Source organism: Kribbella amoyensis (assembly GCF_007828865.1).
Lineage (GTDB): Bacteria > Actinomycetota > Actinomycetes > Propionibacteriales > Kribbellaceae > Kribbella > Kribbella amoyensis.
The window spans coordinates 4924765-4947390 of record NZ_VIVK01000001.1 but is presented as its reverse complement, the minus strand read 5'-3'; the positions used below and the strand labels follow the sequence as shown (position 1 = coordinate 4947390).

Here is a 22626-nt window from a genome sequence, read left to right as displayed (position 1 = left end):
CCGGAGCGGGTCAGCCCAGCTTGGTGACGTCGCGGACAGCGCCCTTGTCGGCGCTGGTGGCCATGGCCGCGTAGGCGCGGAGGGCCTGGCTGACCTTGCGGTCGCGGTCCTTGGGGGCATACACCCCGCCCAGGGCTTCGCGGCGCGTGGTCAGCTCCTCCTCGGACACGAGCAGGTCGATCGAGCGGTTGGGGATGTCGATCCGGATCCGGTCGCCGTCCTGGACCAGGGCGATGGTGCCGCCGGACGCCGCCTCGGGCGAGGCGTGGCCGATGGACAGTCCTGACGTACCGCCGGAGAACCGGCCGTCGGTGACCAGGGCACAGACCTTGCCGAGGCCGCGGCCCTTCAGGAACGAGGTCGGGTACAGCATCTCCTGCATCCCCGGGCCACCCTTGGGACCCTCGTACCGGATCACCACGACGTCGCCCGGCTGGATCTGCTTGGCCAGGATCTTGTCGACCGCTTCCTCTTGCGACTCGCAGACCACGGCCGGTCCTTCGAAGGTCCAGATCGACTCGTCCACGCCGGCCGTCTTCACCACGCAGCCGTCGACGGCCAGGTTGCCCTTGAGCACGGCCAGGCCGCCGTCTTGGGAGTACGCGTGCTCGAGGTCGCGGATGCAGCCGCCCGCGGCGTCGGTGTCCAGCGTCTCCCAGCGCTCCGACTGCGAGAACGCCGTCGCGGACCGCACGCACCCGGGCGCCGCGTGCCACAGCTCGACGGCCTCCGGCGACGGCGACCCGCCACGCAGGTCCCACGTCTTCAGCCACTCGTCGATCGAGTCGCTGTGCACGGTGTGGACGTTCTCGTTCAGCAGCCCGGCCCGGTGCAGCTCGCCCAGGATCGCGGGGATGCCGCCGGCCCGGTGCACGTCCTCCATGTAGTACGTGCCGCTCGGCGCGACGTTCGGCGCGACCTTGGCCAGGCACGGGACCCGGCGGGACACCGCGTTGATGTCGTCCAGGTCGAAGCCGACCTCGGCCTCCTGGGCGGCCGCGAGCAGGTGCAGGATCGTGTTCGTCGAGCCGCCCATCGCGATGTCGAGCGCCATCGCGTTGCCGAACGCCTCCTTGGACGCGATGTTGCGCGGCAGCACGGTCGCGTCGTCGTTGTCGTAGTACCGCTTGGTGATCTCGACGACGGTCTCGCCGGCCTTCTCGTACAGGGCGCGCCGGGCGGTGTGGGTGGCGAGCACCGAGCCGTTGCCCGGCAGCGACAGGCCGATCGCCTCGGTCAGGCAGTTCATCGAGTTCGCGGTGAACATGCCCGAGCAGGAGCCGCAGGTCGGGCAGGCGTTCTCCTCGATCCGCAGGATGTCGGCGTCGGAGACGTTCTCGTTGACGGCCTCGGACATCGCGTCGATCAGGTCCAGCTTGCGCACCGTGCCGTCGACCAGGGTGGCCCGGCCGGCCTCCATCGGGCCGCCGGAGACGAACACGGTCGGGATGTTCAGCCGGAGCGCGGCGTTCAGCATGCCCGGGGTGATCTTGTCGCAGTTGGAGATGCAGACCAGCGCGTCCGCACAGTGCGCCTCGACCATGTACTCGACCGAGTCCGCGATCAGGTCCCGCGACGGCAGGCTGTACAGCATGCCGCCGTGGCCCATCGCGATGCCGTCGTCGACCGCGATCGTGTTGAACTCGCGCGCGATCCCGCCGGCCGCGTGGATCGCCTCGGACACGATCCGCCCGACCGGGGCCAGGTGGGTGTGGCCGGGGACGAACTCGGTGAAGCTGTTCGCTACGGCGATGATCGGCTTGCCGAAGTCCTCCCGGGCGACACCGGACGCCTGCATGAGGGCGCGGGCGCCCGCCATGTTGCGGCCGTGGGTGACAGTGCGGGATCTCAGCTGAGGCACGACGATCTCTCCCAAACGTGTTCCGTGAGCGGCACCCGCCGCCCAGAGCATCGTGCCACTTCTGTCCGGATGACGGTACAGCGGTCCCGTATGCCGGCCGTCGTGGCCGCGTCCGGATCCGGATTGTCGGCATCCGGTTCTACCCTCGGGACATGGAGCCGGTGTTCGAGCACCACGTCCGCGCGGCGGTCCCCGCGTTGCGGCCGTACGTCGCGGCGCTGACCGGCTACGCGTACGCGGGTGAGCCACCGGCCGTCCACCGCGGCCTGCCCTCGCAGTACCTGACGATGGTGATCACCTTGGACGAGCCGCTCGGGGTCGCATGGCCGGGGGCGCCGGTGGACAAGTTCCACACCCTGGTCGGCGGGCTGCACTCGACCGCGGTCCGGATCGGCGACTCCCCCAACGTCGCCGGGATCCAGCTCGCCCTGACCCCGGCCGGATCGCGCGCGCTGCTCGGCGTACCGCCGGGTGAGCTGGCGTCGACGGTGATCGACCTGGACCTGCTGCTCGGCCGGCCGGCGCGCGAGTTGACCGAGCGGATCCGCGAGCTGACGAGCTGGGACGAGCGGTTCGGCCTGGTGGAGTCGCTGCTGCTGAACGCGTGGCGGGACGAGCCGGTTCCCGAGCCGCGGGCCGAGCTCGGGTGGGCCTGGCAGCGGTTGTGCGAGACCGCCGGCGGCGTCGGCGTCCAGCAGCTGGCGAGCGAGGTCGGGTGGAGCCGCCGGCATCTGAGCGAGCGGTTCGGGCAGGAGTACGGGCTGCCGCCGAAGGTCGTCGCGCGGGTGCTCCGGTTCGGGCAGGCGGTGGATCGGCTGAAGCGCCGGCCGCGGACCCGGCTGGCCGACCTGGCGGCCGACCTCGGGTACGCCGACCAGGCGCACCTGACCCGCGAGTGGCACGCGCTGGCCGGGTGTTCGCCGCGGGTCTGGATGACCGAGGAGCTCCCATACGTACAAGACGCCGCCGCCTCCGGATCGGCAGAGTCGGAGGCATGAACATGACCAAGAACGAGACCGTGATCGGAGTCTGGCCGACGCTGGTGTACCGCGACGGGCAGGCCGCGCTGAAGTTCCTCACCGAAGGCCTGGGCTTCACCCTGGTCGCGTCGTACCCGGGAGCCGCCGAAGGCTCGATCGCGCACGCCGAGCTGGCCTGGCCGCCCGGTGGTGGGGTGATGGTGAGCTCCGCCGACCGCAACGCCGAGCCGAACGAATTCGACAAGCTGACCGAGCAGAGCCAGTCCGTGTACCTCGTGCACGACGCACCGGATGCCCTGCTGGCACAGGCGATCGCGGCAGGTGCGACCATCGTCCGCGAGCTGCGTGACGAGGACTACGGGTCCCGCGGCTTCAGCGTCGCGGACCCGGAAGGCAACCTCTGGAGCGTCGGCACGTACCGCGGCGAGATCCGGTAATCCACAGGGGTCCCGCGGATCCGCGCGGACCTCCGTAGAATCGCCGGGTGGCTGAGACAACGCAACTGCCCGAGTCGGAAGCTCTGCAGGTCCTGCACCGGGTGTTCGGCTACGACGCGTTCCGTGGCGAGCAGGGCGACATCATCGAGACCGTGGTCGCCGGTGCCGACGCGCTGGTGCTGATGCCGACCGGTGGCGGCAAGTCGCTGTGCTACCAGATCCCCGCGTTGGTGCGCTCGGGCGTCGGCGTCGTCATCTCGCCGCTGATCGCGTTGATGCAGGACCAGGTGGACGCGCTGACCGCCCTCGGCGTCCGGGCCGGCTTCCTGAACTCGACCCAGGACTTCGAGCAGCGGCGCGAGGTCGAGCGGGCGTTCCTGGCCGGTGAGCTGGACCTGCTCTACCTGGCGCCCGAGCGGCTCCGGGTGGAGGCCACGGTCCGGTTGCTCGACCAGGGCAAGATCTCGTTGTTCGCGATCGACGAGGCGCACTGTGTGTCCCAGTGGGGGCACGACTTCCGGCCCGACTACCTGATGCTGTCCGAGCTGCACGAGCGCTGGCCGGAGGTCCCGCGGATCGCGCTCACCGCGACCGCGACCGAGGCGACCCACCGCGAGATCGCCACCCGGCTGAACCTCACCGACGCGAAGCACTTCGTCGCCAGCTTCGACCGGCCGAACATCCAGTACCGGATCGTCGGCAAGGACAACCCGCAGCGGCAGTTGCTCGACCTGCTGCGGACCGAGCACGCGGGCGACGCCGGCATCGTGTACTGCCTGTCCCGCAACAGCGTCGAGAAGACGGCCGCCTTCCTGACCCAGAACGGGATCGAGGCGCTGCCGTACCACGCAGGGCTGGACAGCAGGACCCGCGCGGCGAACCAGGCTCGCTTCCTCCGCGAGGACGGGCTGGTCGTGGTCGCGACGATCGCGTTCGGGATGGGGATCGACAAACCCGACGTCCGGTTCGTCGCCCACCTGGACCTGCCGAAGTCGGTCGAGGGCTACTACCAGGAGACCGGACGGGCGGGCCGTGACGGTCTCCCCTCGACCGCCTGGCTCGCGTACGGGCTGCAGGACGTCGTCCAACAGCGCAAGATGATCGACACCTCCGAGGGCGACGCTGCGCACCGGCGCCGGCTCGGTACGCACCTCGACGCGATGCTCGCACTGTGCGAGACCGTGGAGTGCCGGCGCGCCCAGCTGCTCGCGTACTTCGGCCAGCACGGCGAGCCCTGCGGGAACTGCGACACCTGCCTCACCCCGCCGGAGTCGTGGGACGGCACGATCCCGGCGCAGAAGCTGCTCTCGACCGTGTACCGGCTGCAGCACGAGCGCAATCAGAAGTTCGGCGCCGGCCAGGTGATCGACATCCTGCTCGGCAAGCAGACACCGAAGGTGAGCCAGTTCCGGCACGACGAGCTGACCGTGTTCGGGATCGGGACCGAGCTGAAGGACACCGAGTGGCGCGGCGTCGTCCGGCAACTGCTGGCCCAACGGCTCCTCGCGGTCGAAGGCGACTACGGCACCCTGGTCCTCACCGCCGACAGCGCGGAGGTGCTCGGCCGGCGGCGCGACGTGATGATGCGCCGCGAGCCTGAGCGCGTGTCCCGGAGCCGGTCGTCGAGCAGCAGCAAGAAGACGGTGGACCTCCCGGCCGAGGCGGCCCCGGTCTTCGAGCGTCTGCGCACCTGGCGTGCGGCGGTCGCCAAGGAGCAGGGCGTCCCGGCGTACGTCATCTTCCACGACGCCACCCTGCGCCAGATCGCCACCGACCTACCCGCTTCCCTCACCGACCTCGGCCGCATCAGCGGCGTCGGCGAGAACAAGCTCGCCAAGTACGGCGAGGGCGTTCTGGAAGCACTGGCCGAGGTCGGGTAGTCCCACGCCGTACCGACAGCCGCGCGCAGTAGGCGGGCCTACTGCTCGACCAGGTACAGCGTGTTCGCGTCGGGATCGCGGAAGGTGAACATGGGTGGGACGCCGGGCCAGGAGATGAGGTCGTCGGTGGCCACGCCGGCCGCGGTGAGGCCCTGATGTGCGGCCGCCGCGTCGGAGGTGGTGAAGCGGATCCCGGTGTCGCCGCCGGCCGGGTCCTCCGGGGTCGCCGGGACGAGGGCCAGGCTGGTCGTACTACCGGGGGGCGCGACGACGATCCAGCGGCCGCCGAGTTGCGGCAGCGGGGCGTCGAGGTGCTTGTCGAAGCCGAGCGTGCCGACGTAGAAGTCGAGGGCGCGGTCCTGGTCGGTGACGGGGATCGCGACGGTACCGATACCGGTGATGGCGTTCATGGTTACTCCTCCTGAGGTTGCTCTCACCCCTGGGTAGAAGCCGGCGGCCGGATTTCGACATGCTCCGGGAGAAGTTTCTCGAATCGGGCGGCCGTGCTCCCGTCGAACGTGTAGACGACCAGCCACTGACCGGGGACGTCGAGCACCGCGGTCACCTCGTAGCCGATCGTGATCCGGCCGAGCCGCGGGTGGTCGAGCCGTTTAGCACCCGACACGCGTTCCCGCACGTCGCGCCTGGTCCAGCGAGCGGCGAACTCGGGGCTCGCCGCGGTCAGCTCGTCCACCAGTGCCCGCAGGGCGGGATCGTCGACCAGATGGCCGGCGGCCGAGCGGAGATGGGCGACCGTGTCGTCGGCGACCTCCGGCCAGTCGACGAAGAAGTCCCGCGCGACCTCGGTACAGAAGATATAGCGCGCGTTGTTCGAGGCCGGGCCCGGCCGCTCCCCCGGCGCCGGCAACCGGCCGGGGAAGAGCACGGTGGCGGCGTGGTTCCAGGCGAGGACGTCGCCGGTCCGGCCGAGCACGATCACCGCGGTCGGCGGGACGAACAACTCCAGCAACCGCACTGCCGAGGCGGAGACCCGTTCACCATCCTCCGCCCGGACCTGCGTCGGCGCTGAACCACCTAGCGCCCGCAGATGCCGCGTCTCGTCCTCGGTGAGGTGGTACGTCCGAGCGAGCGCGTCCAGCACGCTGTCGGACGGATGCGGGGCGTGGCCCTGTTCGAGCCGGGTGTAGTACCCGACGCTCAGGCCGGCCAATTCGGCGACCTCCTCGCGCCGCAGTCCCGGCGTCCGCCGTGGTCCGTCCGGGAGGCCGACCGTGGCCGGGGTCAGCCGGTGCCGCCGCTCCCGCAGGAACGCGCCGAGCTCGCGCGACCGGCCGGCGTACCTCGACATGCCGTTCCTCCTGACTGTCCCTGACAGGTGCACCCGGCAACCTTTCCCCGGCGCCCGGCACCGACCACGGTAGTCGGTATGCCCTCCCGCATCCCCGCGTTGTCCGCGGTCACAGCGTTGCCCGCGGCCTGTCTGTCGTTCTTCCTGATCACCCTGAACGCCTCGATGGTGACCACCGCGCTGCCCACCATCGGCCGGGACGTCGGTGGCGGACCGCGGCTCGCCTGGGTACTGACCGGGTACTCGCTCGTCTTCGCCCTCGCGCTGCTCCCCGCCGGATCCTGGTCGGACCGGATCGGCGCCCGCCGCGCGTTCCTCCTCGGGACCAGCGTCTTCGCGACCACCTCGGCGGCGTGCGCGCTGGCCGACGACCTCGCCTTCCTGCTCGCCGCCCGGGCGATCCAGGGCCTGGCCGCGGCCGCGATCCTGCCGTCCGGGCTGGCCCTGCTGAACACGGCCCTCCCCGATCCGGTCCGCCGGGCCAAGGCGATCGGTCACTGGGCCGCGGCCGGCGCGGTCGCCCTGGTCGTCGGCTCACCCGTCGGCGGCGCGATCACGACGACGCTCGGGTGGCAGGGCACCTTCTGGCTCACCGTCCCGCTCGCCCTGCTCGCTTTGGCTTTCGCGCTGCCCCTCTCCCCTGTACGCCGGGCGCCGGCTGCCCGTGGTTCGACCCGGTCCCACCGGCCGACGTTGGTGGTCAGCACGGTCACCGGGTTCGCGGTGAACTTCAGCTCGTACGGCGCGATCTTCGTGGTCACGTTGTTCCTGCAGAACGAGCTCGGCCGGTCGGCCTGGATCACCGGCCTCGTCTTCGTCCCGATGACGCTGCTGATCATCCCCGCCAACCTGCTGGCCGGCTCGTTCGGGACCCGGCGGATCCTGGTCGTCGGTCAGACCCTGATGGCCGTCGGCCTGGTCGGGCTGTGCACGGTCGGCCACGAGGTCGCGCTGTGGGTCGTGATCACGTGGCTGCTGCCGATCGGGATCGGGGCCGGCCTGGTGGCTCCGGCGATGACGACGGTGATGCTCACCGGCGTACCGGCCGAGCGCAGCGGGTTCGGGGCGGGCCTGCTCAACGCGAGTCGCCAGGTCGGCAGTGGGATCTCGGCCGCGCTGTTCGGCGTCCTGCTCGGAGCCGGATCCTTCCTGACCGGATTCCGGGTGAGTCTGGTGCTCGCCACGATCGCGGTCGTGGTCAGCACGATCCTGGCGGTGCGTGTCCCTGTCAGGAGTACCCAGCCGGCCGCCGGGTCGGAGAGGGTGGACGCATGCCAGTGATTGCCTTGCACAACAGACGGTTCCACTACGAGGACTCCGGTGGTTCCGGGACCCCGGTACTCGCCCTGCACGGGTCCTTCGGTCGGGGGACGACGTTCGCCCGGATCGCCGAACTGCTGGCCCCGGAGTACCGGGTGATCGCGCCGGATCTGCGCGGACACGGGCTGTCCGAGGGTGGTGGGCCGTTCGGCCGGGACGAGTTCGTGGCCGACGCGGCCGGGTTCGTCGAGGCGTTGGAGTTGGCGCCGGTGCTGCTACTCGGTCATTCGCTCGGCGGGGTGACCGCGTACCAGTTGGCGGCACGACGGCCGGAGTTGGTCCGTGCGGTCGTGGTCGAGGACGTGGGCGCGGTGACCGACGTCCCCGAGGTGGAGCAGCCGGTGCTCGACGTGACCAGGTGGCCACGGAGCTTCTCGACGTACCAGGAGGCGGTGGAGTTCTTCGCGATGACGCCGGCGCCGGGGTACTTCCTGGAGAGTGTCGTGGAGCGGGGCGGCCGGTGGGAGTTGCTGTACGACCTCGACGAGTTGATGGCCGTCCAACGCGGCAACACGGGAGCGTGGTGGGACGACTGGGTCGCCGTTCCGCGGCCTCTTCTGTTGCTTCGAGCAAGCAAGAGCTTCCTGCTGAGCTCCGGCCAGGCGGCGGAGATGGTGGCCCGGCGGCCGGGGACCGAGCTGGTCACGCTCGACTGCGGGCACTGGATCCACAGAGAAGACCCGGACGGCTATGTCGCTGCCGTCCGGGCCTTCCTCGCTGCTGTGCGGACTACTTGACGACCACGCGGAGGGTGAAGTCCGCCTTGCCGTCGTCGGTGGTCCGGACCGAGAAGCCGCCGGACCGGAGCGCGGCCGCGTCCTTGTTGTCGCGCAGGTCGTTGCTCAGGCCGGACGCCGCCTCGAAGTCGACGTAGCCGACCATCACGGCGCCCTTGGGGTCCGGCACCGCCTGCTTGAAGTTCTCGGACTGGCCGAGGGTGCCGCCCTTCAGCACCTGCTCGGCGTAGCTCTGGTCGGTCGCGATCACCAGCGTGTCGTCGTCCTTCGCCTGCTCGATCGGGATGTTCGTCCCGGTCTTGGCGCGGATCGCGGACATCACCTTGGCGACGGTCTCGCTCGCCTTCGCCGGGTCGGTCTCCATCCGGGCCGCGATCTTCGGGCCGTCGGAGCTGTTCTTGTCCACCGCGACCGCGAGGTTGCGGCCGAGCAGCGGCTTGAGGTCGTCCGGCAGCGCCAGCCCGTACTCCTCGGTGAAGTCCGAGGTCAGCTCCTTCAGGTTCCCGCCGGCCGACTTCTCCAGCTGGGTCCAGACGGTGTTGAGCAGGTTCTCGCCGTCGGACAGCGCGATCGCACCGGCGGTCGTGTCCGGCAGCTGCGAGATCAGGTCACCGGCGTCGGACGAGTTCACCTTGACGCTCTGGTCGCTGTGCACGATGCCCTTCAGCTCGACGTACGAAGCGTCGAACCGGAGCGCGGCGGCCATGCTGCCGTTCGGCAGGGCGGACCGCTGCTCGTCGCTGAGCGAGCGACCGCCGACCGCGGCCAGGCCCTTCATATCGGCCCACACCGAGGCGAACCCCTGCTCGCCGAGCGCGTTCATGTCCGCCTCGAAGGTCGGGTTCTTCGCCAGCGGGTTGTCCTTGCTCGCGGCCACGGCGGCGTCGACGACCTGCTGGTCCTCACCGAGCAGCACGTACCCCTCGGTGAACGCGCGGCCGGGCTTGTCGTCCTCCTTGGCGAACAGCTTGTCCAGGCCCTCGTTGGCCTTGCCCTCGTTGGTCACCTGGACCGCAACGATCGCGTCCGGCGACTTCCCGCCGTCGCTCGCCGGGACCGCGGCCACCCCGGCCCGGTCACCGAGCCACGGCTTGACGTCCTGCTCGAAGTCGACGTCGGCCAGGTCGTCGCCGGCTTCCTTCTTGATCAGCTCGAACAGCTTCTGCCGCAGGTCGTCGTCGTCGCTGCTGAGCCCGATCTTCTCCTTGGCGGAGGGGAACTTCATCAGGAACCGGAGCGCGGCCACCCGCTGCCCGGCCGACGGGTTCAGGTCGATCCGCGAGTACGCGATCGCGTTGCCCGGCAGGACCGCGGCCGGCTGCTCGCCACCACCGTTCAGCCGCGCGTACGCGAACACGGCGCCGCCGCCGATCACGGCGAGTACGGCGACGATCGCGACCAGCGGGATCAGCTTGCCGCGCTTCTTCTTCGGCTCCGGCTGCCACTGCTGGGCCTGCGGGTACCCGGGTCCGAACGGCGGCTGCCCACCACCCTGCCCCTGCGGCCCGAACTGCTGCTGCTCGTACTGACCGTACTGCTGGCCGTACTGCTGGCCGTACTGCTGGTTCTGTCCGTACTGCGGCTGCCCTTGCTGCGGACCCTGGGGACCACCCTGCTGCGGACCCGGCTGGTACGGCCCGGACTGCTGACCCTGGTACGGCTGCTGACCCTGGTACGGCTGCTGACCGGTGTACGGGCTTTGGTTGCCCTGTGCACCGGATTGGTTGCTGGGTGCACCCTGACCGTACGGGCCGGGCTGCGGACCACCGGCCGCACCGGGATGGTGCGGGTTGACCGGCGGGGTGGTGTTGTCGGACATCAAGCCCCCTCGCGTCGTCCGGTGGCCTCACCCACCGGGCCCGATCAGGCTATTTCACCTGCGGCGAGGTTTCTGACGCGCCCGATACCGATGTGGTTGCAACTGGTTCGGCCCGCCAGGTGGTGGCCGCGATCAGGGCAGTCGCCAGCGCGGCGCCGACCAGCCAGGCGGCCAGCGGCGTCCAGGTGTGCAGCTCGAGCGGTGCCGGAAGCAGGTCGCCCGGTTTCGCCGCCTCCAGCCGGGGCTCCAGCGGGTCGTGGCCGAGCAGCATGCCGACGCCCCAGGCCACACCCGAGCCGAGCGCGGCACCGAGGACGACGATCCCGACCGCCCACGGGCCGTAGTCGCGCAACCACCAGAACAGCGCGGCGCCGAGCACCAACGCGGTCAGGAACCCGATCGCGACGAAGGTGCCGTCCGGCCCGAACACCCGGGTCATCTGCTCTTCGCCGAGGGAGCCGCCGTTCTCGTCGACGGTGTACTGCGCGAGCGGGGCGAACTGCTGCCAGGCCCAGCCCGCGATCGCGCCGGCGACCAGGAACACGGCCAGCGTGACCCCGATCGCCTTGCTCCACGGCAGGCTCGGCGCGGACGGGGGCGGCGCCCCGTACGCCGCTCCGAACGACTGCGGAGTGTACGGACCCGGTTGCACTGGCTGACTCACCTCGCCAGTGTGACTCATCCCCACCAATTCCTCCCCAACGACCCGGTCAGCTCTGCAGGGCGGACGGGCCGAGCAGCTGCTTCATGTCGGCCATGAAGGAGCTGCCGCCGTCGACCTTCCAGCCCGGCAGGGCGAACTTGAGCACGCCGCCGCCGCGCTGCCGCAGGTGGATCTGGACCGGCCGGTCCCCTTCGTGCGCCTGCAGGATCTCCTTGATCTCGGAGACCAGGTTCGGCACCACCTGGGTCGGGCGCATGGTGACGACGATCGGCGGATACTGCGAGTTCTCCACGCTCGAGATGTCGAGCGGGGCCAGCTCCTGACCGTAGATGTTCAGCGAGCCGTCCCGCTCGTTCAGCCGGCCGCGGACCGAGATGACGGCGTCCTCCATCAGCTCCATCGAGACGGCCAGGTACGACGACGGGAAGAACAGGATGTCGATCCCGGTGTCGTGGTCCTCGATCGTCACGATCGCCCAGGTGTCGCCGCGCTTGTTCACCCGGCGGTCGACCTTGGTGATCATCCCCGCGACCCGGACCTCGCCCTCGGTCCGGTCGCCGTCGATCAGGTCGATCAGCCGGACGTCGCGGTTGCGCTCCAGAATCGGCTGGGCGCCGTCGAGCGGGTGCGCGGACACGTACAGCCCGAGCATGTCCCGCTCCTGGGCGAGCAGGAACTTGCGGTTCCACTCCGCGATCGTCTCGTCGATGTCCACGCCGAACTGGTCGGCGTCGTCGCCCGCGGCCTCCGGCTCGTCCATCGACGCGAACAGGTCGTACTGGCCGTACTGCTCGGCCCGCTTGACCTCGACCACCGCGTCGACCGCTTGCTCATGGCAAGCGATCAGCGCGGACCGGCGGTGCCCGAGCGAGTCGAACGCGCCGGCCTTGATCAGCGACTCGATCACCCGCTTGTTGCAGACCGTCAGCTCCACCTTGGCGAGGAAGTCGGAGAACGAGGTGAACTTGCCCTTCGCCTCCCGGGTCGCCACCAGCGACTCGATCACGTTCGCCCCGACGTTGCGGATCGCCTTGAGGCCGAACCGGACGTCGTTGCCGATCGCGGTGAAGTCGGCGATCGACTCGTTGATGTCCGGCGGGAGCACCTTGATCTGCAGCCGGCGGGCGTCGGCGAGGTACACGCCCATCTTGGTCTTGTCGTCGTCGACCGAGGTGAGCAGCGCGGCCATGTACTCGGCCGGGTAGTTCGCCTTCAGGTAGGCGGTCCAGTACGAGACCAGTCCGTACCCGGCGGTGTGGGACTTGTTGAACGCGTACCCGGAGAACGGGAGCATGACGTCCCAGAGCGCCTGGATCGCCTCGTCGGAGTACCCGTTGCCGCGCATGCCTTCCTGGAACTCGGCGAACGACGCCTCCAGGACTTCCTTCTTCTTCTTGCCCATCGCCCGGCGCAGGATGTCCGCGCCACCCAGGCTGTACCCGGCCAGCTCGCGGCTGACCGCCATGATCTGCTCCTGGTACACCAGCAGGTGGTACGTGGTCCCGAGGATCGGCTCGAGCGCCTTCTCCAGCTCGGGGTGGATCGGGGTGATGACCTGCCGGCCGTTCTTGCGCTCGGCGTAGTTGATGTGCGCGTTCGCCGCCATCGGACCCGGCCGGTACAGCGCCAGCACCGCGGCGATGTCCTCGAACCGGGTCGGCTCCATCAGCTTCAGCAGGTTCCGCATCGCGGTGCCGTCGAGCTGGAACACGCCCAGGGTGTCGCCGCGGCCGAGGAGCCGGAAGGTGGTCTCGTCGTCGAGCGGGATGTTCTCGGTGGTCAGCTCGGTGCCGCGGTTCTCCTTGACCACCTTGAGGGCGTGGTCGATGACACCGAGGTTGCGCAGGCCGAGGAAGTCCATCTTGACCAGGCCCATGGCCTCGCAGGACGGATAGTCGAACCCGGTGATGATGGTGCCGTCCTTGTCCCGTCGGTGCAGCGGGATCAGGTCGAGCAGCGGCGTCGAGGACAGGATCACGGCCGCGGCGTGCACACCGGTGCCGCGGATCAGGCCCTCGATGCCCTTCGCGGTGTCGATCACCTTGTGCACGTCGGGATCGGTCTCGTACAGCGACCGGATCTCGCCGGCCTCGCCGAACCGCGGGTGCGCGCTGTCGAACATGCCGGTCAGCGGCATGCCCTTGCCCATCACGTCCGGCGGCATCGCCTTGGTGATCTTGTCGCCGACGGCGAACGGGTACCCGAGGATGCGGGAGGCGTCCTTGACGGCCGCCTTGGCCTTGATGGTGCTGAAGGTGTTCACCTGGGCCGTGTACGCGGCGCCGTACTTCTCGGTGACGTAGCGGACCATCCGGTCGCGCTGGCGGTCGTCGAAGTCGAGGTCGACATCGGGCGGGCTGATCCGCTCCGGGTTCAGGAACCGCTCGAACAGCAGGCCGTGCTCCAGCGGGCAGAGCTCGGTGATGCGGATCGCGTACGCGATGATCGAGCCGGTCGCCGAACCACGGCCGGGGCCGATCGGGATGCCGTTCTCGCGGGCGTAGCGGCAGATGTCGGCGACGACGAGGAAGTAGGAGTCGAAGCCCATCGGCGAAATGACGCTGAACTCCTTCTCGACCCGGTCGAGCACCTCCTGGCTCGGGTTCGGGCCGTAGCGGAGCAGGATCCCCTTCTCGGTCTCCTTGCGCAGCCAGGACGACTGGGTCTCGCCCTCGGGCACGTCGAACTGCGGCATCCGGTCGACGTAGTCGAAGGCCTCGGAGTAGTCGCCGACCCGCTCGGCGATCAGCAGCGTGTTGTCGCAGGCCTCGGGCAGCTCGGAGAACAGCTGCCGCATCTGGTCCGCGGTCTTGATGAAGTAGCCGGAGCCGTTGAAGCGGAACCGGTTGGGGTCGTCCTTGTTCCGGCCCACGCCGACACACAGCAGCGAGTCGTGCGCGTCGGACTGGTCCTCGGTGACGTAGTGCGAGTCGTTGGTCGCCAGCAGCGGGATGTCCAGCTGCTGGGCGATCTTCAGCAGGTCGGCCCGGACGTTGCGCTCGATGTCGAGCCCGTGGTCCATCAGCTCGAGGAAATAGTTGTCCTTGCCGAACATGTCCTGGTAGTCCGACGCGGCCTTGATCGCCTCGTCGAACTGACCGAGCCGCAGCCGGGTCTGCACCTCGCCGGACGGGCAGCCGGTGGTCGCGATGATGCCCGCGGCGTGCTCGGCGATCAGCTCCCGGTCCATCCGCGGCTTGCCGTAGTACCCCTCGTAGGAGGCCAGCGACGACAACCGGTACAGGTTCCGCAGGCCCTGGACGTTCTCCGCCCACATCGTCATGTGGGTGAACCGGCCACCACCGGAGACGTCCTTGCCGCCCTCGCCGCCGTCGTCCTGGGTCTTGGTGCGGGTGTCGGCCCAGAACACCTGCTTCTTGTGGAACCTCGACGCCGGCGCCAGGTACGCCTCGATCCCGATGATCGGCTTGACGCTGCTCTGCTTCGCGGTCTGGAAGAACTCGTAGGCGCCGAACATGTTGCCGTGGTCGCTCATCGCGACGGCCGGCATGCCCAGCCGCTCGACCTCGGTGAACAGCTTGCTGTTCTTGGCGGCGCCGTCCAGCATCGAGAACTCGGTGTGTACGTGCAGGTGCACGAAGCTGTCGGCTGACGCCATGTCTACGCAGACCTCCCAGGGCGCGGATGAGCGGGACGGAGATCAGCTTATGCGGGCCCTCGGACAGTTCCCGACCAACCCTCCGGGCACCTGCCGACCGGCCCCCGAAACGCCCGATATCCGGGCGGTGTGCCTCACAAGGATTGACAACACCTTGTCAAAATGACAAGGTGTTGTCATGACCGAGAACACCCTTCGCACCGTCCACGTCGCCGTCTACGACACTCTCGCCGACTGGGAGATCGGGTTCGTCACCGCCCACGTCAACAGCCCCGCCTGGCACCGCACGCCGGGCCGGTTCGCCATCCGCACGGTCGGTGCGACCGACGCGCCCGTCACGACGATGGGCGGACTGCGGGTCCTGCCCGACCTCACCCTCGACGCCCTCACTCCGGCCGACAGCGCGATGCTGATCCTGCCCGGCAACGAGTTGTTCGCGACCGAGGCGTACCACCCGTATTTGGCCAAGGCCCGCGAGTTCCGGGCGGCCGGGGTCCCGGTGGCGGCGATCTGCGGCGCGACCGGCGGGCTCGCACTGGCCGGGTTGCTGGACGACCACGAGCACACCAGCAACGCGGCCGAGTTCCTCAACGGGCTCGGGTACGGCGGGGCGCACCTGTACCGCGACGAGCCGGCCGTGAACGATCGCGGCCTGATCACCGGTGCGGCACAGGCACCGATCGAGTTCGCCCGGGCGATCTTCGCCGAGCTGGGCATCTACGAGCCGGGCGTCCTGGACTCCTGGTACAAGCTGTACGGTCGGCAGGACCCGGCCGGCTTCTACGAGCTGATGTCGGCCTGACCGTCGGAGGTGGCAGCGTGGTGAGTCGCGACCAGGAGTTGCTCAGTGCGGCGGCGCTGACCACGTTCAAGCTCAACGGCCAGTTCCTCGAGGTCGCCGAGGGACTGGCCCGCCCGGCCGGACTCACCGCCACCTGGTGGCAGGTCCTCGGCGCCGTCCTGCAGACCCCGTTGCCGGTGTCCGCGATCGCGCGCGAGATGGGCATCACCCGCCAGGCCGTCCAGCGCACCGCGGACGTCCTGGTCGAGCGCGGCCTCGCGGAGTACCGGGACAACCCGGCCCACAAACGGGCGAAGCTGGTCGCCGTCACCACCGACGGGCTGGCCGCCGTCCGGGCGATCAGCCCGGACCACGCCCGGCAGGCGAAGCGGTTGAGCAACCTGCTCGGCCAGGAGGAGTTCGCCCGGGCCGTCGAGGCGCTCACCCTCCTGTCGAAGGCGCTCGACACCTTGGCCAAACAGCCCTGACTGGTCAGACCAGCTCGCGCCGATCCCCGTCGACGACGTACGCCTGCCCGTCCCGCATCGGCAGATACGGCACGCCGGTCCGCTCGTACGAAGCTCGCACCTTCTCCACCAGCTCCGTCTCGGGATGCCCGGGTGAGTCGAGGTGCGGCACGATCGCCTCGTCGAGCAGGCCGAGCCCGTCCCAGATCGGCTCACCGTCCACCGCGGTGACGTCGTCGCACAACTCCAGGCCCCGCAGGCTCGGCGCAAGGACACACGGACCCGCGCTGTACCCCGCGTAAACGAGCTGCTCCGACCTGATCAGCTCGGGCAGCACCTTGTCGGCCCCGCTGCGCGCCAGGGCGACCCGGAGCACGAACACGTTTCCGCCGCGCACCCAGAGCCCGTCGTACTGCGTGAGCCGGGCGGCTACGTCCTCCGGTGAGCATTCACGCAGGTCGACCCCCTCGGGCCGGAGACCGAGGTCGGTGAGCCACTCGAGCTCGGCGGTGACCTTCTCGGCCCGCAGTACGGCGTCCTCGCTGTCGAGCGCGTTGCAGATCACCGCGATCCGGGCAGCCGGCGGCAGCAACGCGACCAGGTGCTCCGGGTGGTCGCCGAGCCGGAACGACGACAGGTACAGCTTCACTGCGCGTCGACGAGACGGTCGAGGGCCTGGTCGAGGTCCTCGGGGTACTCCGAGGTGAACTCGACGTACTCGCCGGAGCCGGGGTGGGTGAAGCCGAGCCGCATCGCGTGCAGCCACTGCCGGCCCAGCTGGAGACGTTCGGCCAGGACCGGGTCCGCACCGTAGGTCAGGTCGCCGCAGCACGGGTGGCCGATCGCGGACATGTGCACGCGGATCTGGTGCGTGCGGCCGGTCTCCAGGGTGATCTCGAGCAGCGTCGCGAACCGGAACGCCTCGAGCGTCTCGTAGTGCGTCACGCTCGGCTTGCCGCCGGCCACGACGCCGAACTTGTAGTCGTGGTGCGGATGCCGGTCGATCGGCGCGTCCACGGTGCCGGTGAACGGGTCCGGGTGACCCTGCACCAGCGCGTGGTAGATCTTCTTCACCGTGCGCTCCTTGAAGGCCCGCTTCAGCACGGTGTAGCTGTACTCCGTCTTGGCGACCACCATCAGCCCGGAGGTGCCGACGTCCAGGCGGTGCACGATGCCCTTGCGTTCGGCGGCGCCGCTGGTGGAGATCGCGAACCCGGCGCCGGCCAGGTGGCCGATCACGGTCGGGCCGGTCCAGCCCGGGGACGGGTGCGCGGCGACGCCGACCGGCTTGTCGACCACCACGATCTCGTCGTCGTCGTGGACGATCCGCAGGTTCTCGACGGTCTCGGGGACAACGGTGACCTCGGCGGGCGGCGGCGGCAGCTCGACGTCGAGCATCACCCCGGCCGCGACCCGGGACGACTTGGGCGCCGGGGATCCGTCCACCTGGACCAGACCGGACTCGATCAGCTCGGCCGCCTTCGTCCGGGAGACCCCGAAGAGCCGGGACAGTGCCGCGTCCAGGCGTTCGCCGGCCAGGCCGTCCGGCACCATCACCGTGCGGGAGTCACCGCTCACTTCTTCGCCACTTCCCGGGTACCGTCCAGGCGGATCCCGCGCAAGGTCTGGACGATCAGCAGGATCGCGGCCGAGGTGACGGCCATGTCGGCGATGTTGAAGATCGCCCAGTGCGGCAGCTGGAGGAAGTCGACCACGTGCCCGTGGAACGGCGACGGCTCGCGGAACACCCGGTCGGTGATGTTGCCGACGGCACCGCCGAACAGGAAGCCGAACGCGACCGCCCAGCCGAGCGACCCGAGCCGGCGGGAGAACCAGATCACCGCCACCGCGACGACGATCTGGATCGTGCTGATCACCGGGGTGAAGTCCGACCCGAGGCTGAACGCGGCGCCCGGATTCCGGATCAGGTTGAACCGCAGGAAGGTACCGATCACGTCGACCGGCTCGCCCGGCGTGAGGTGATGCAGCGCCAGGACCTTGGTCAACTGGTCCAGCCCGAGCACCACCAGCCCGACCACGGCGAACACCGCCGTCAACCGCCAGGACCGGCCGCCAGGAGCCACGCCCCCGGCCGACGCTCCGTCATCGGAAGCGTCTGGGTCCTTCGCGGCGTCGTCCGTGGCCGCGTCAGCGGTGGTGGGCTCCGTCAGGTCGGCGTCGTCCGGGTGGCTCTCCCCCGCTTCGGCGGCAGGCGTGGCCGCCGCTGCCGAAGTGGGGTCCGGAGACGACGACGAACCGGCCGACGTGGGGTCGGCCGGTTCCGTCTGCTCTTCGGCTGGCTGGCGGGTCGAGTCGGAGTCGCTCAGCGGCGTTCTTCGCGTTCTTTGCATGACACGCACAGTGTCGCACGCGGGAACGCCTGCAACCGCCCCTTGCCGATCGCCTTGCCGCAGCTCTCACAGATGCCGTAGGTGCCGTCGTCGATCCGGGCCAGCGCCCGCTCGATCTGGTCCAGCATGTCCCGGGCGTTGTTCGCCAGCGACATCTCGTGGTCCCGCTCGAGCGTGGTCGAGCCGACGTCGGCCTGGTCGTTGCCGGCCCCGTCGCCACCGTCGCGGAGCAACCCGACGATCTCCAGCTCGGCGTCGCGGATCTCCTCCTTGAGGTGCACCACGTCGGCCTCGAGCTCACCGCGCAGTTCCTCGAGCTCGACCGGGGTCCACGGGCTCTCGCCCTCCCGGACGCTCAGGGCCTCGGCTTTCTTGGGCGACTTGGCCGGCGCCGTTGCCGGGGTCCTGTTCTCGTTCGTCTTCATGGCCACCCTCTTCGTCGAAGCTGCTTGCTTGGCAGGGGATTTCTTGGCCGGGGCTTTGGTCGCCGGCGTCTTCTTCGTCGGTGTCTTGGCCGGCTCGGTGGTTTTCGCGGCGCTCTTCTCGGCCGCGGCACTTCGTTTGGGGGCGGACTTCTTCGCCGATGTAGCCATGCTCGACTACCCCCTGCCTTCGTCGGAGACTGAAGCGGACTGGTCGCAAGACAGTAGGCCACGTGGCGCCTACGTGCCAGCCGACGCGCAGACCGTGGACATACGGTAGTCGCATCGTGCGGGCCCGCTCGATCATCGGCGCGTCACAGCCGGATCTCGGACCGGTTCCGCCGACCCAACGCTTCGGCGTCACCCCGAGTGCGCTTTCTCCCCCTCCAGTTGCGCCAGTTCGTCCCCGGCCGCTGGCACCGTGCACCAGGGTAACCGCCAAAGCGCGAACCCCGAAGAGCACACCGGGAGCATTCTTGTCCGGTCAGCGGCCGCCGGCCACCCATTAACGATTCGTAGTTGCCTGGGCCACGGTCGTACACTGCGAGTGCCACCGCAAGGCAGTGATGGGGCCATCACCCCGGAGCCGCCGGAAGAACGGTCCCGCAGCGGACTCACTAGACCCGGCCGCGGAGCACAACGAAGTGGGTGACCCCCGGTCACCAAGGAGGGTGGTACCGCGGAGCCCGGCGACGTCGCCGGCGCCTCGTCCCTTCGTCCGGCAGCAGCGACGAAGGACGACGGAACAATGGCGGACAGCCCCAGTACTTCCAGCGGGCCCAGCACCCCGTGGCAGCAGGTCCCGGCCCAGGTCGACCTGCCCGCGATCGAGCGTGAGGTGCTCACGCTCTGGGACACCCACGACACCTTCGCCAAGAGTCTCGAGCAGTCGGCCGGCGGGACGCCGTGGACCTTCTTCGAGGGTCCGCCGACCGCCAACGGCATGCCGGGCACCCACCACATCGAGGCCCGCGTCTTCAAGGACGTCTTCCCGCGCTACCGGACCATGAAGGGCTTCTCGGTCGAGCGCAAGGCCGGCTGGGACTGCCACGGCCTGCCGGTCGAGGTCGCGGTCGAGAAGGAGCTCGGCTTCAGCGGCAAGAACGACATCGAGGCGTACGGCATCGCCGAGTTCAACGCGAAGTGCCGTGAGTCCGTGCTGCGGCACGTGGACGCCTTCGCCGACCTGACCACCCGGATGGGCTACTGGGTGAACATGGACCACCCGTACCGGACGATGGACCCGCAGTACGTCGAGTCCGTCTGGTGGTCGCTGAAGCAGATCCACGACAAGGGCCTGCTGGTCGAGGACTACCGGATCACGCCGTACTGCCCGCGCTGCGGCACCGGGCTGTCCGACCACGAGCTCGCCCAGGGGTACGAGACGGTCGTCGATCCGTCGGTGTACGTGCGGTTCCCGCTCACCTCGGGTCCGCTGGCCGGTCAGGCGTCGCTGCTGGTCTGGACGACGACCCCGTGGACCCTGGTGTCCAACACCGCGGTCGCCGTACACCCGGACGTGGAGTACGTGGTCGCCACCGACGGCACCGAGTCGCTGGTCGTCGCGAAGCCGCTGCTCGGCACGCTGGGCGAGGGCTGGACCGTGACGGACGAGTACGCCGGCCGCGAGATGGAGCGGTGGACGTACCAGCGCCCGTTCGAGCTCGTCCCGTTCGACGAGCCGGCCCACTTCGTCGTGCTGGCCGAGTACGTCACCACCGAGGACGGCACCGGTCTGGTCCACCAGTCCCCCGCGTTCGGCGCCGACGACCTGCTGGTCTGCCGGGCGTACGGGCTGCCCGTGGTCAAGCCGGTCGGCCCGGACGGCCGGTTCGACGCGGACCTGGACCTGGTCGGCGGCCAATTCTTCAAGAAGGCGGACGAGGACCTGGTCAAGGACCTCGGCGCTCGCGGTGTGCTGTTCCGGCACGTGCCGTACGAGCACCCGTACCCGCACTGCTGGCGCTGCCACACCCCGGTCATGTACTACGCGCTCCCGTCCTGGTACATCCGCACCACCCAGGTCAAGGACGCGCTGCTCCGCGAGAACGAGAAGACCAACTGGTTCCCGGAGTCGGTGAAGTGGGGCCGCTACGGCGACTGGCTGCGCAACAACATCGACTGGGCCGTCTCCCGCTCCCGCTACTGGGGTACACCGTTGCCGATCTGGCGCTGCGGTGAGGACCACCAGGTCTGCGTCGGTTCGCTGGCCGAGCTGAGCGAGCTGGCCGGCCGGGACGTCAGCGCGACCGACCCGCACCGCCCGTTCGTCGACGACATCACCTTCGCCTGCCCGACCTGTGGCGGCGAGTCGCACCGGGTCGCCGACGTGATCGACGCCTGGTACGACTCGGGCTCGATGCCGTTCGCACAGTGGGGCTACCCGTGGGTCGAGGGGTCCAAGGAGCGGTTCGAGAAGGCGTACCCGGCCGACTTCATCTCCGAGGCGATCGACCAGACCCGGGGCTGGTTCTACACGCTGATGGCGATCGGCACGCTGGTCTTCGACGAGTCGTCGTACCGCAACGTCGTCTGCCTGGGCCACATCCTGGCCGAGGACGGCAGGAAGATGTCCAAGCACCTGGGCAACATCCTCGAGCCGATCTCGCTGATGGACGCGCACAGCGCGGACGCGGTGCGCTGGTTCATGGCCTGCTCCGGCTCGCCGTGGAAGGCGCGCGGCATCGGCCCGAACGTGCTGAACGAGATCGTCCGGAAGGTGCTGCTGACCTACTGGAACACGGTCGCCTTCCACGCCCTGTACGCCCGGCTCGCCGACTGGGACCCGGCCGACGTGCCGCCGGTCGCCGAGCGGTCGGTGCTGGACCGCTGGCTGGTCAGCGAGACGCACCGGCTGGTCCGGGACGCCGACGACGCGTACGCCACGTACGACACGCAGAGGCTGGGCGCCGTCATCGGCAGCTTCGTCGACGTGCTGTCGAACTGGTACGTCCGCCGCTCCCGCCGCCGGTTCTGGGCGGGTGACGCCGGTGCGCTGGCGACGCTGCACGAGACGCTCGAGGTCCTGACCCGGCTGATGGCGCCGCTCACCCCGTTCGTCACCGAGCGGGTCTGGCAGGACGTGTTCCGCCCGGTCACGCCCGGGCTGCCGGAGTCGGTGCACCTGGCCGAGTTCCCGAAGTACGACGCGGCGTTGATCGACGACACGCTGGCGACGCACGTGTCGATGGCCCGCCGGGTCGTCGAGCTGGGCCGGTCGGCCCGGGCCGAGGCGAAGGTCCGGACCCGGCAGCCGCTGAGCCGGGCGCTGGTCGGCTCGGCCGCGATCGCGGACCTGTCCGGCGAGCTGCTGCGGGAGATCGCCGACGAGCTGAACGTCGGTTCGGTCGAGCCGCTGTCGTCCGCCGGCGCCGACCTGGTCGAGCACTCGGCCAAGGGCAACTTCCGCGAGCTCGGCAAGCGGTTCGGCAAGCAGACGCCGGTGGTCGCCAAGGCGATCGCGGCCGCGAACGCGGCGGAGCTGGCGGCTGCCTTCAAGGCCGGCGGTACGGCGACCGTGGTGGTCGACGGCGAGAACGTCGAGGTCGGCGCCGACGAGGTGGTGCTCTCCGAGCGGCCGCGGGAAGGCTGGTCGGTGGTCAACGAGCAGGGCGAGACGGTCGCGCTCGACCTCGAGGTGACCCCGGAGCTCAAGCAGGCCGGTCTGGCCCGCGAGGTGGTCCGGACCCTGCAGGAGGCCCGCAAGAACGCCGGGCTGGAGGTCTCCGACCGGATCGACGTCTGGCTCGACGCCACCGACGCCGAGCTCGCCGACGCCCTCGGCAAGCACGCCGACGACGTGGCCCGCGAGGTGCTGGCCACCAGCCTCACCCCGGCGGCCCCGGCCGACACCGACGGCCTGGCCACCGGGACCGACGAGGAACTCGGCCTGACCTACTGGCTCACCAAGGCCGCCACCACGGCCTGACCGGTCAACGCAGCGGGGCCCGGCCTGGGGTTCAGGCTCGGGCCCCGCTGC

At 69.9% G+C, this 22626-nt stretch carries 19 protein-coding genes; 9 read left to right on the top strand and 10 right to left on the bottom strand.

The features are described 5' to 3' along the window. Nucleotides 1-10 precede the first annotated feature (10 nt). Nucleotides 11-1861 carry a dihydroxy-acid dehydratase gene (gene ilvD, locus FB561_RS23180; protein WP_145810143.1) on the bottom strand — a complete coding sequence of 617 codons (1851 nt, stop codon included), beginning with the start codon at nt 1859-1861 and terminating at the stop codon, nt 11-13. A gap of 152 nt (nt 1862-2013) precedes the next feature. Here ilvD and FB561_RS23175 point away from each other — a divergent pair, with 152 nt between their 5' ends. Genes FB561_RS23175 through recQ form a run of 3 tightly spaced genes read left to right on the top strand, consistent with a single transcriptional unit; the run spans nt 2014 to nt 5158 of the window. Next, nucleotides 2014-2859: an AraC family transcriptional regulator gene (locus FB561_RS23175; RefSeq protein ID WP_145810140.1), complete on the top strand. Its 846-nt coding sequence runs from the start codon at nt 2014-2016 to the stop codon at nt 2857-2859. Next, nucleotides 2856-3278 (top strand): VOC family protein, encoded by a 423-nt coding sequence (locus FB561_RS23170; RefSeq protein WP_145810138.1) that lies wholly within the window; start codon nt 2856-2858, stop codon nt 3276-3278. The genes FB561_RS23175 and FB561_RS23170 overlap by 4 nt, the downstream gene beginning before the upstream one ends. A gap of 47 nt (nt 3279-3325) precedes the next feature. Continuing rightward, a complete protein-coding gene (recQ, locus tag FB561_RS23165; protein WP_145810135.1) occupies nt 3326-5158 on the top strand; it encodes a DNA helicase RecQ in 1833 nt (610 codons plus the stop codon). Between the two features lie 38 nt (nt 5159-5196). Here recQ and FB561_RS23160 read toward each other — a convergent pair whose 3' ends face one another. After that, nucleotides 5197-5568: a VOC family protein gene (locus tag FB561_RS23160; RefSeq protein WP_145810133.1), complete on the bottom strand. Its 372-nt coding sequence runs from the start codon at nt 5566-5568 to the stop codon at nt 5197-5199. A 23-nt stretch (nt 5569-5591) separates the two neighbouring features. Next, nucleotides 5592-6467: a helix-turn-helix transcriptional regulator gene (locus tag FB561_RS23155; RefSeq protein WP_145810131.1), complete on the bottom strand. Its 876-nt coding sequence runs from the start codon at nt 6465-6467 to the stop codon at nt 5592-5594. Nucleotides 6468-6545: 78 nt separating this feature from the next. Here FB561_RS23155 and FB561_RS23150 point away from each other — a divergent pair, with 78 nt between their 5' ends. Then, nucleotides 6546-7748, top strand: a complete 1203-nt coding sequence (locus tag FB561_RS23150; RefSeq protein ID WP_145810129.1) for an MFS transporter — start codon at nt 6546-6548, stop codon at nt 7746-7748. Next, nucleotides 7739-8524, top strand: a complete 786-nt coding sequence (locus FB561_RS23145) for an alpha/beta fold hydrolase (protein WP_145810127.1) — start codon at nt 7739-7741, stop codon at nt 8522-8524. Before FB561_RS23150 ends, FB561_RS23145 begins: the two co-directional genes overlap by 10 nt. Here FB561_RS23145 and FB561_RS23140 read toward each other — a convergent pair. Genes FB561_RS23140 through dnaE form a run of 3 tightly spaced genes read right to left on the bottom strand, consistent with a single transcriptional unit; the run spans nt 8517 to nt 14626 of the window. Further along, complete coding sequence (locus tag FB561_RS23140; RefSeq protein WP_145810125.1) at nt 8517-10343, bottom strand: DUF3352 domain-containing protein; 1827 nt, start codon at nt 10341-10343, stop codon at nt 8517-8519. The genes FB561_RS23145 and FB561_RS23140 overlap by 8 nt on opposite strands. Before the next feature lie 49 nt (nt 10344-10392). After that, nucleotides 10393-11007, bottom strand: coding sequence for a hypothetical protein (locus tag FB561_RS23135; protein WP_145810123.1), 615 nt, complete (start codon nt 11005-11007; stop codon nt 10393-10395). Between the two features lie 46 nt (nt 11008-11053). Then, a complete protein-coding gene (dnaE, locus tag FB561_RS23130; RefSeq protein WP_145810121.1) occupies nt 11054-14626 on the bottom strand; it encodes a DNA polymerase III subunit alpha in 3573 nt (1190 codons plus the stop codon). Nucleotides 14627-14804: 178 nt separating this feature from the next. Here dnaE and FB561_RS23125 point away from each other — a divergent pair, with 178 nt between their 5' ends. Further along, nucleotides 14805-15428 carry a DJ-1/PfpI family protein gene (locus FB561_RS23125; protein ID WP_145810119.1) on the top strand — a complete coding sequence of 208 codons (624 nt, stop codon included), beginning with the start codon at nt 14805-14807 and terminating at the stop codon, nt 15426-15428. Nucleotides 15429-15445: 17 nt separating this feature from the next. After that, on the top strand, nt 15446-15895 hold the full coding sequence (locus tag FB561_RS23120) for a MarR family winged helix-turn-helix transcriptional regulator (RefSeq protein WP_238334994.1): 450 nt from the start codon (nt 15446-15448) through the stop codon (nt 15893-15895). 4 nt (nt 15896-15899) lie between these two features. On the opposite strand, the gene FB561_RS23115 is transcribed toward FB561_RS23120, so the two are convergent. Genes FB561_RS23115 through FB561_RS23100 form a run of 4 tightly spaced genes read right to left on the bottom strand, consistent with a single transcriptional unit; the run spans nt 15900 to nt 18650 of the window. Continuing rightward, nucleotides 15900-16523 carry a Type 1 glutamine amidotransferase-like domain-containing protein gene (locus FB561_RS23115; protein ID WP_145810115.1) on the bottom strand — a complete coding sequence of 208 codons (624 nt, stop codon included), beginning with the start codon at nt 16521-16523 and terminating at the stop codon, nt 15900-15902. Further along, nucleotides 16520-17428 (bottom strand): RluA family pseudouridine synthase, encoded by a 909-nt coding sequence (locus tag FB561_RS23110; protein ID WP_145813292.1) that lies wholly within the window; start codon nt 17426-17428, stop codon nt 16520-16522. The genes FB561_RS23115 and FB561_RS23110 overlap by 4 nt, the downstream gene beginning before the upstream one ends. A gap of 20 nt (nt 17429-17448) precedes the next feature. Next, the gene (gene lspA / locus FB561_RS23105) at nt 17449-18225 is read right to left on the bottom strand and encodes a signal peptidase II (protein WP_145810113.1); all 777 of its coding nucleotides are present in this window, start codon (nt 18223-18225) and stop codon (nt 17449-17451) included. Then, nucleotides 18198-18650: a TraR/DksA family transcriptional regulator gene (locus tag FB561_RS23100; RefSeq protein WP_145810110.1), complete on the bottom strand. Its 453-nt coding sequence runs from the start codon at nt 18648-18650 to the stop codon at nt 18198-18200. Before FB561_RS23100 ends, lspA begins: the two co-directional genes overlap by 28 nt. On the opposite strand from FB561_RS23100, the gene FB561_RS23095 reads away from it, so the two are divergent. Further along, nucleotides 18649-18927 carry a hypothetical protein gene (locus tag FB561_RS23095; RefSeq protein WP_145810108.1) on the top strand — a complete coding sequence of 93 codons (279 nt, stop codon included), beginning with the start codon at nt 18649-18651 and terminating at the stop codon, nt 18925-18927. The two genes, FB561_RS23100 and FB561_RS23095, sit on opposite strands and share 2 nt — an antisense overlap. Nucleotides 18928-19395: 468 nt before the next feature. Next, nucleotides 19396-22575: an isoleucine--tRNA ligase gene (ileS, locus tag FB561_RS23090; RefSeq protein WP_145810106.1), complete on the top strand. Its 3180-nt coding sequence runs from the start codon at nt 19396-19398 to the stop codon at nt 22573-22575. The last annotated feature ends 51 nt before the right edge of the window (nt 22576-22626 follow it).

Coding starts and splice junctions, on each gene's coding strand:
- FB561_RS23175 (WP_145810140.1), top strand. CDS start 2,014: ATGGAGCCGGTGTTCGAGCACCACGTCCGCGCGGCGGTCCCCGCGTTG.
- FB561_RS23170 (WP_145810138.1), top strand. CDS start 2,856: ATGAACATGACCAAGAACGAGACCGTGATCGGAGTCTGGCCGACGCTG.
- FB561_RS23160 (WP_145810133.1), bottom strand. CDS start 5,568: ATGAACGCCATCACCGGTATCGGTACCGTCGCGATCCCCGTCACCGAC.
- FB561_RS23155 (WP_145810131.1), bottom strand. CDS start 6,467: ATGTCGAGGTACGCCGGCCGGTCGCGCGAGCTCGGCGCGTTCCTGCGG.
- FB561_RS23150 (WP_145810129.1), top strand. CDS start 6,546: ATGCCCTCCCGCATCCCCGCGTTGTCCGCGGTCACAGCGTTGCCCGCG.
- FB561_RS23145 (WP_145810127.1), top strand. CDS start 7,739: ATGCCAGTGATTGCCTTGCACAACAGACGGTTCCACTACGAGGACTCC.
- FB561_RS23140 (WP_145810125.1), bottom strand. CDS start 10,343: ATGTCCGACAACACCACCCCGCCGGTCAACCCGCACCATCCCGGTGCG.
- dnaE (WP_145810121.1), bottom strand. CDS start 14,626: ATGGCGTCAGCCGACAGCTTCGTGCACCTGCACGTACACACCGAGTTC.
- FB561_RS23125 (WP_145810119.1), top strand. CDS start 14,805: ATGACCGAGAACACCCTTCGCACCGTCCACGTCGCCGTCTACGACACT.
- FB561_RS23110 (WP_145813292.1), bottom strand. CDS start 17,428: ATGGTGCCGGACGGCCTGGCCGGCGAACGCCTGGACGCGGCACTGTCC.
- lspA (WP_145810113.1), bottom strand. CDS start 18,225: ATGCAAAGAACGCGAAGAACGCCGCTGAGCGACTCCGACTCGACCCGC.
- FB561_RS23095 (WP_145810108.1), top strand. CDS start 18,649: ATGGCCACCCTCTTCGTCGAAGCTGCTTGCTTGGCAGGGGATTTCTTG.
- FB561_RS23100 (WP_145810110.1), bottom strand. CDS start 18,650: ATGAAGACGAACGAGAACAGGACCCCGGCAACGGCGCCGGCCAAGTCG.
- ileS (WP_145810106.1), top strand. CDS start 19,396: ATGGCGGACAGCCCCAGTACTTCCAGCGGGCCCAGCACCCCGTGGCAG.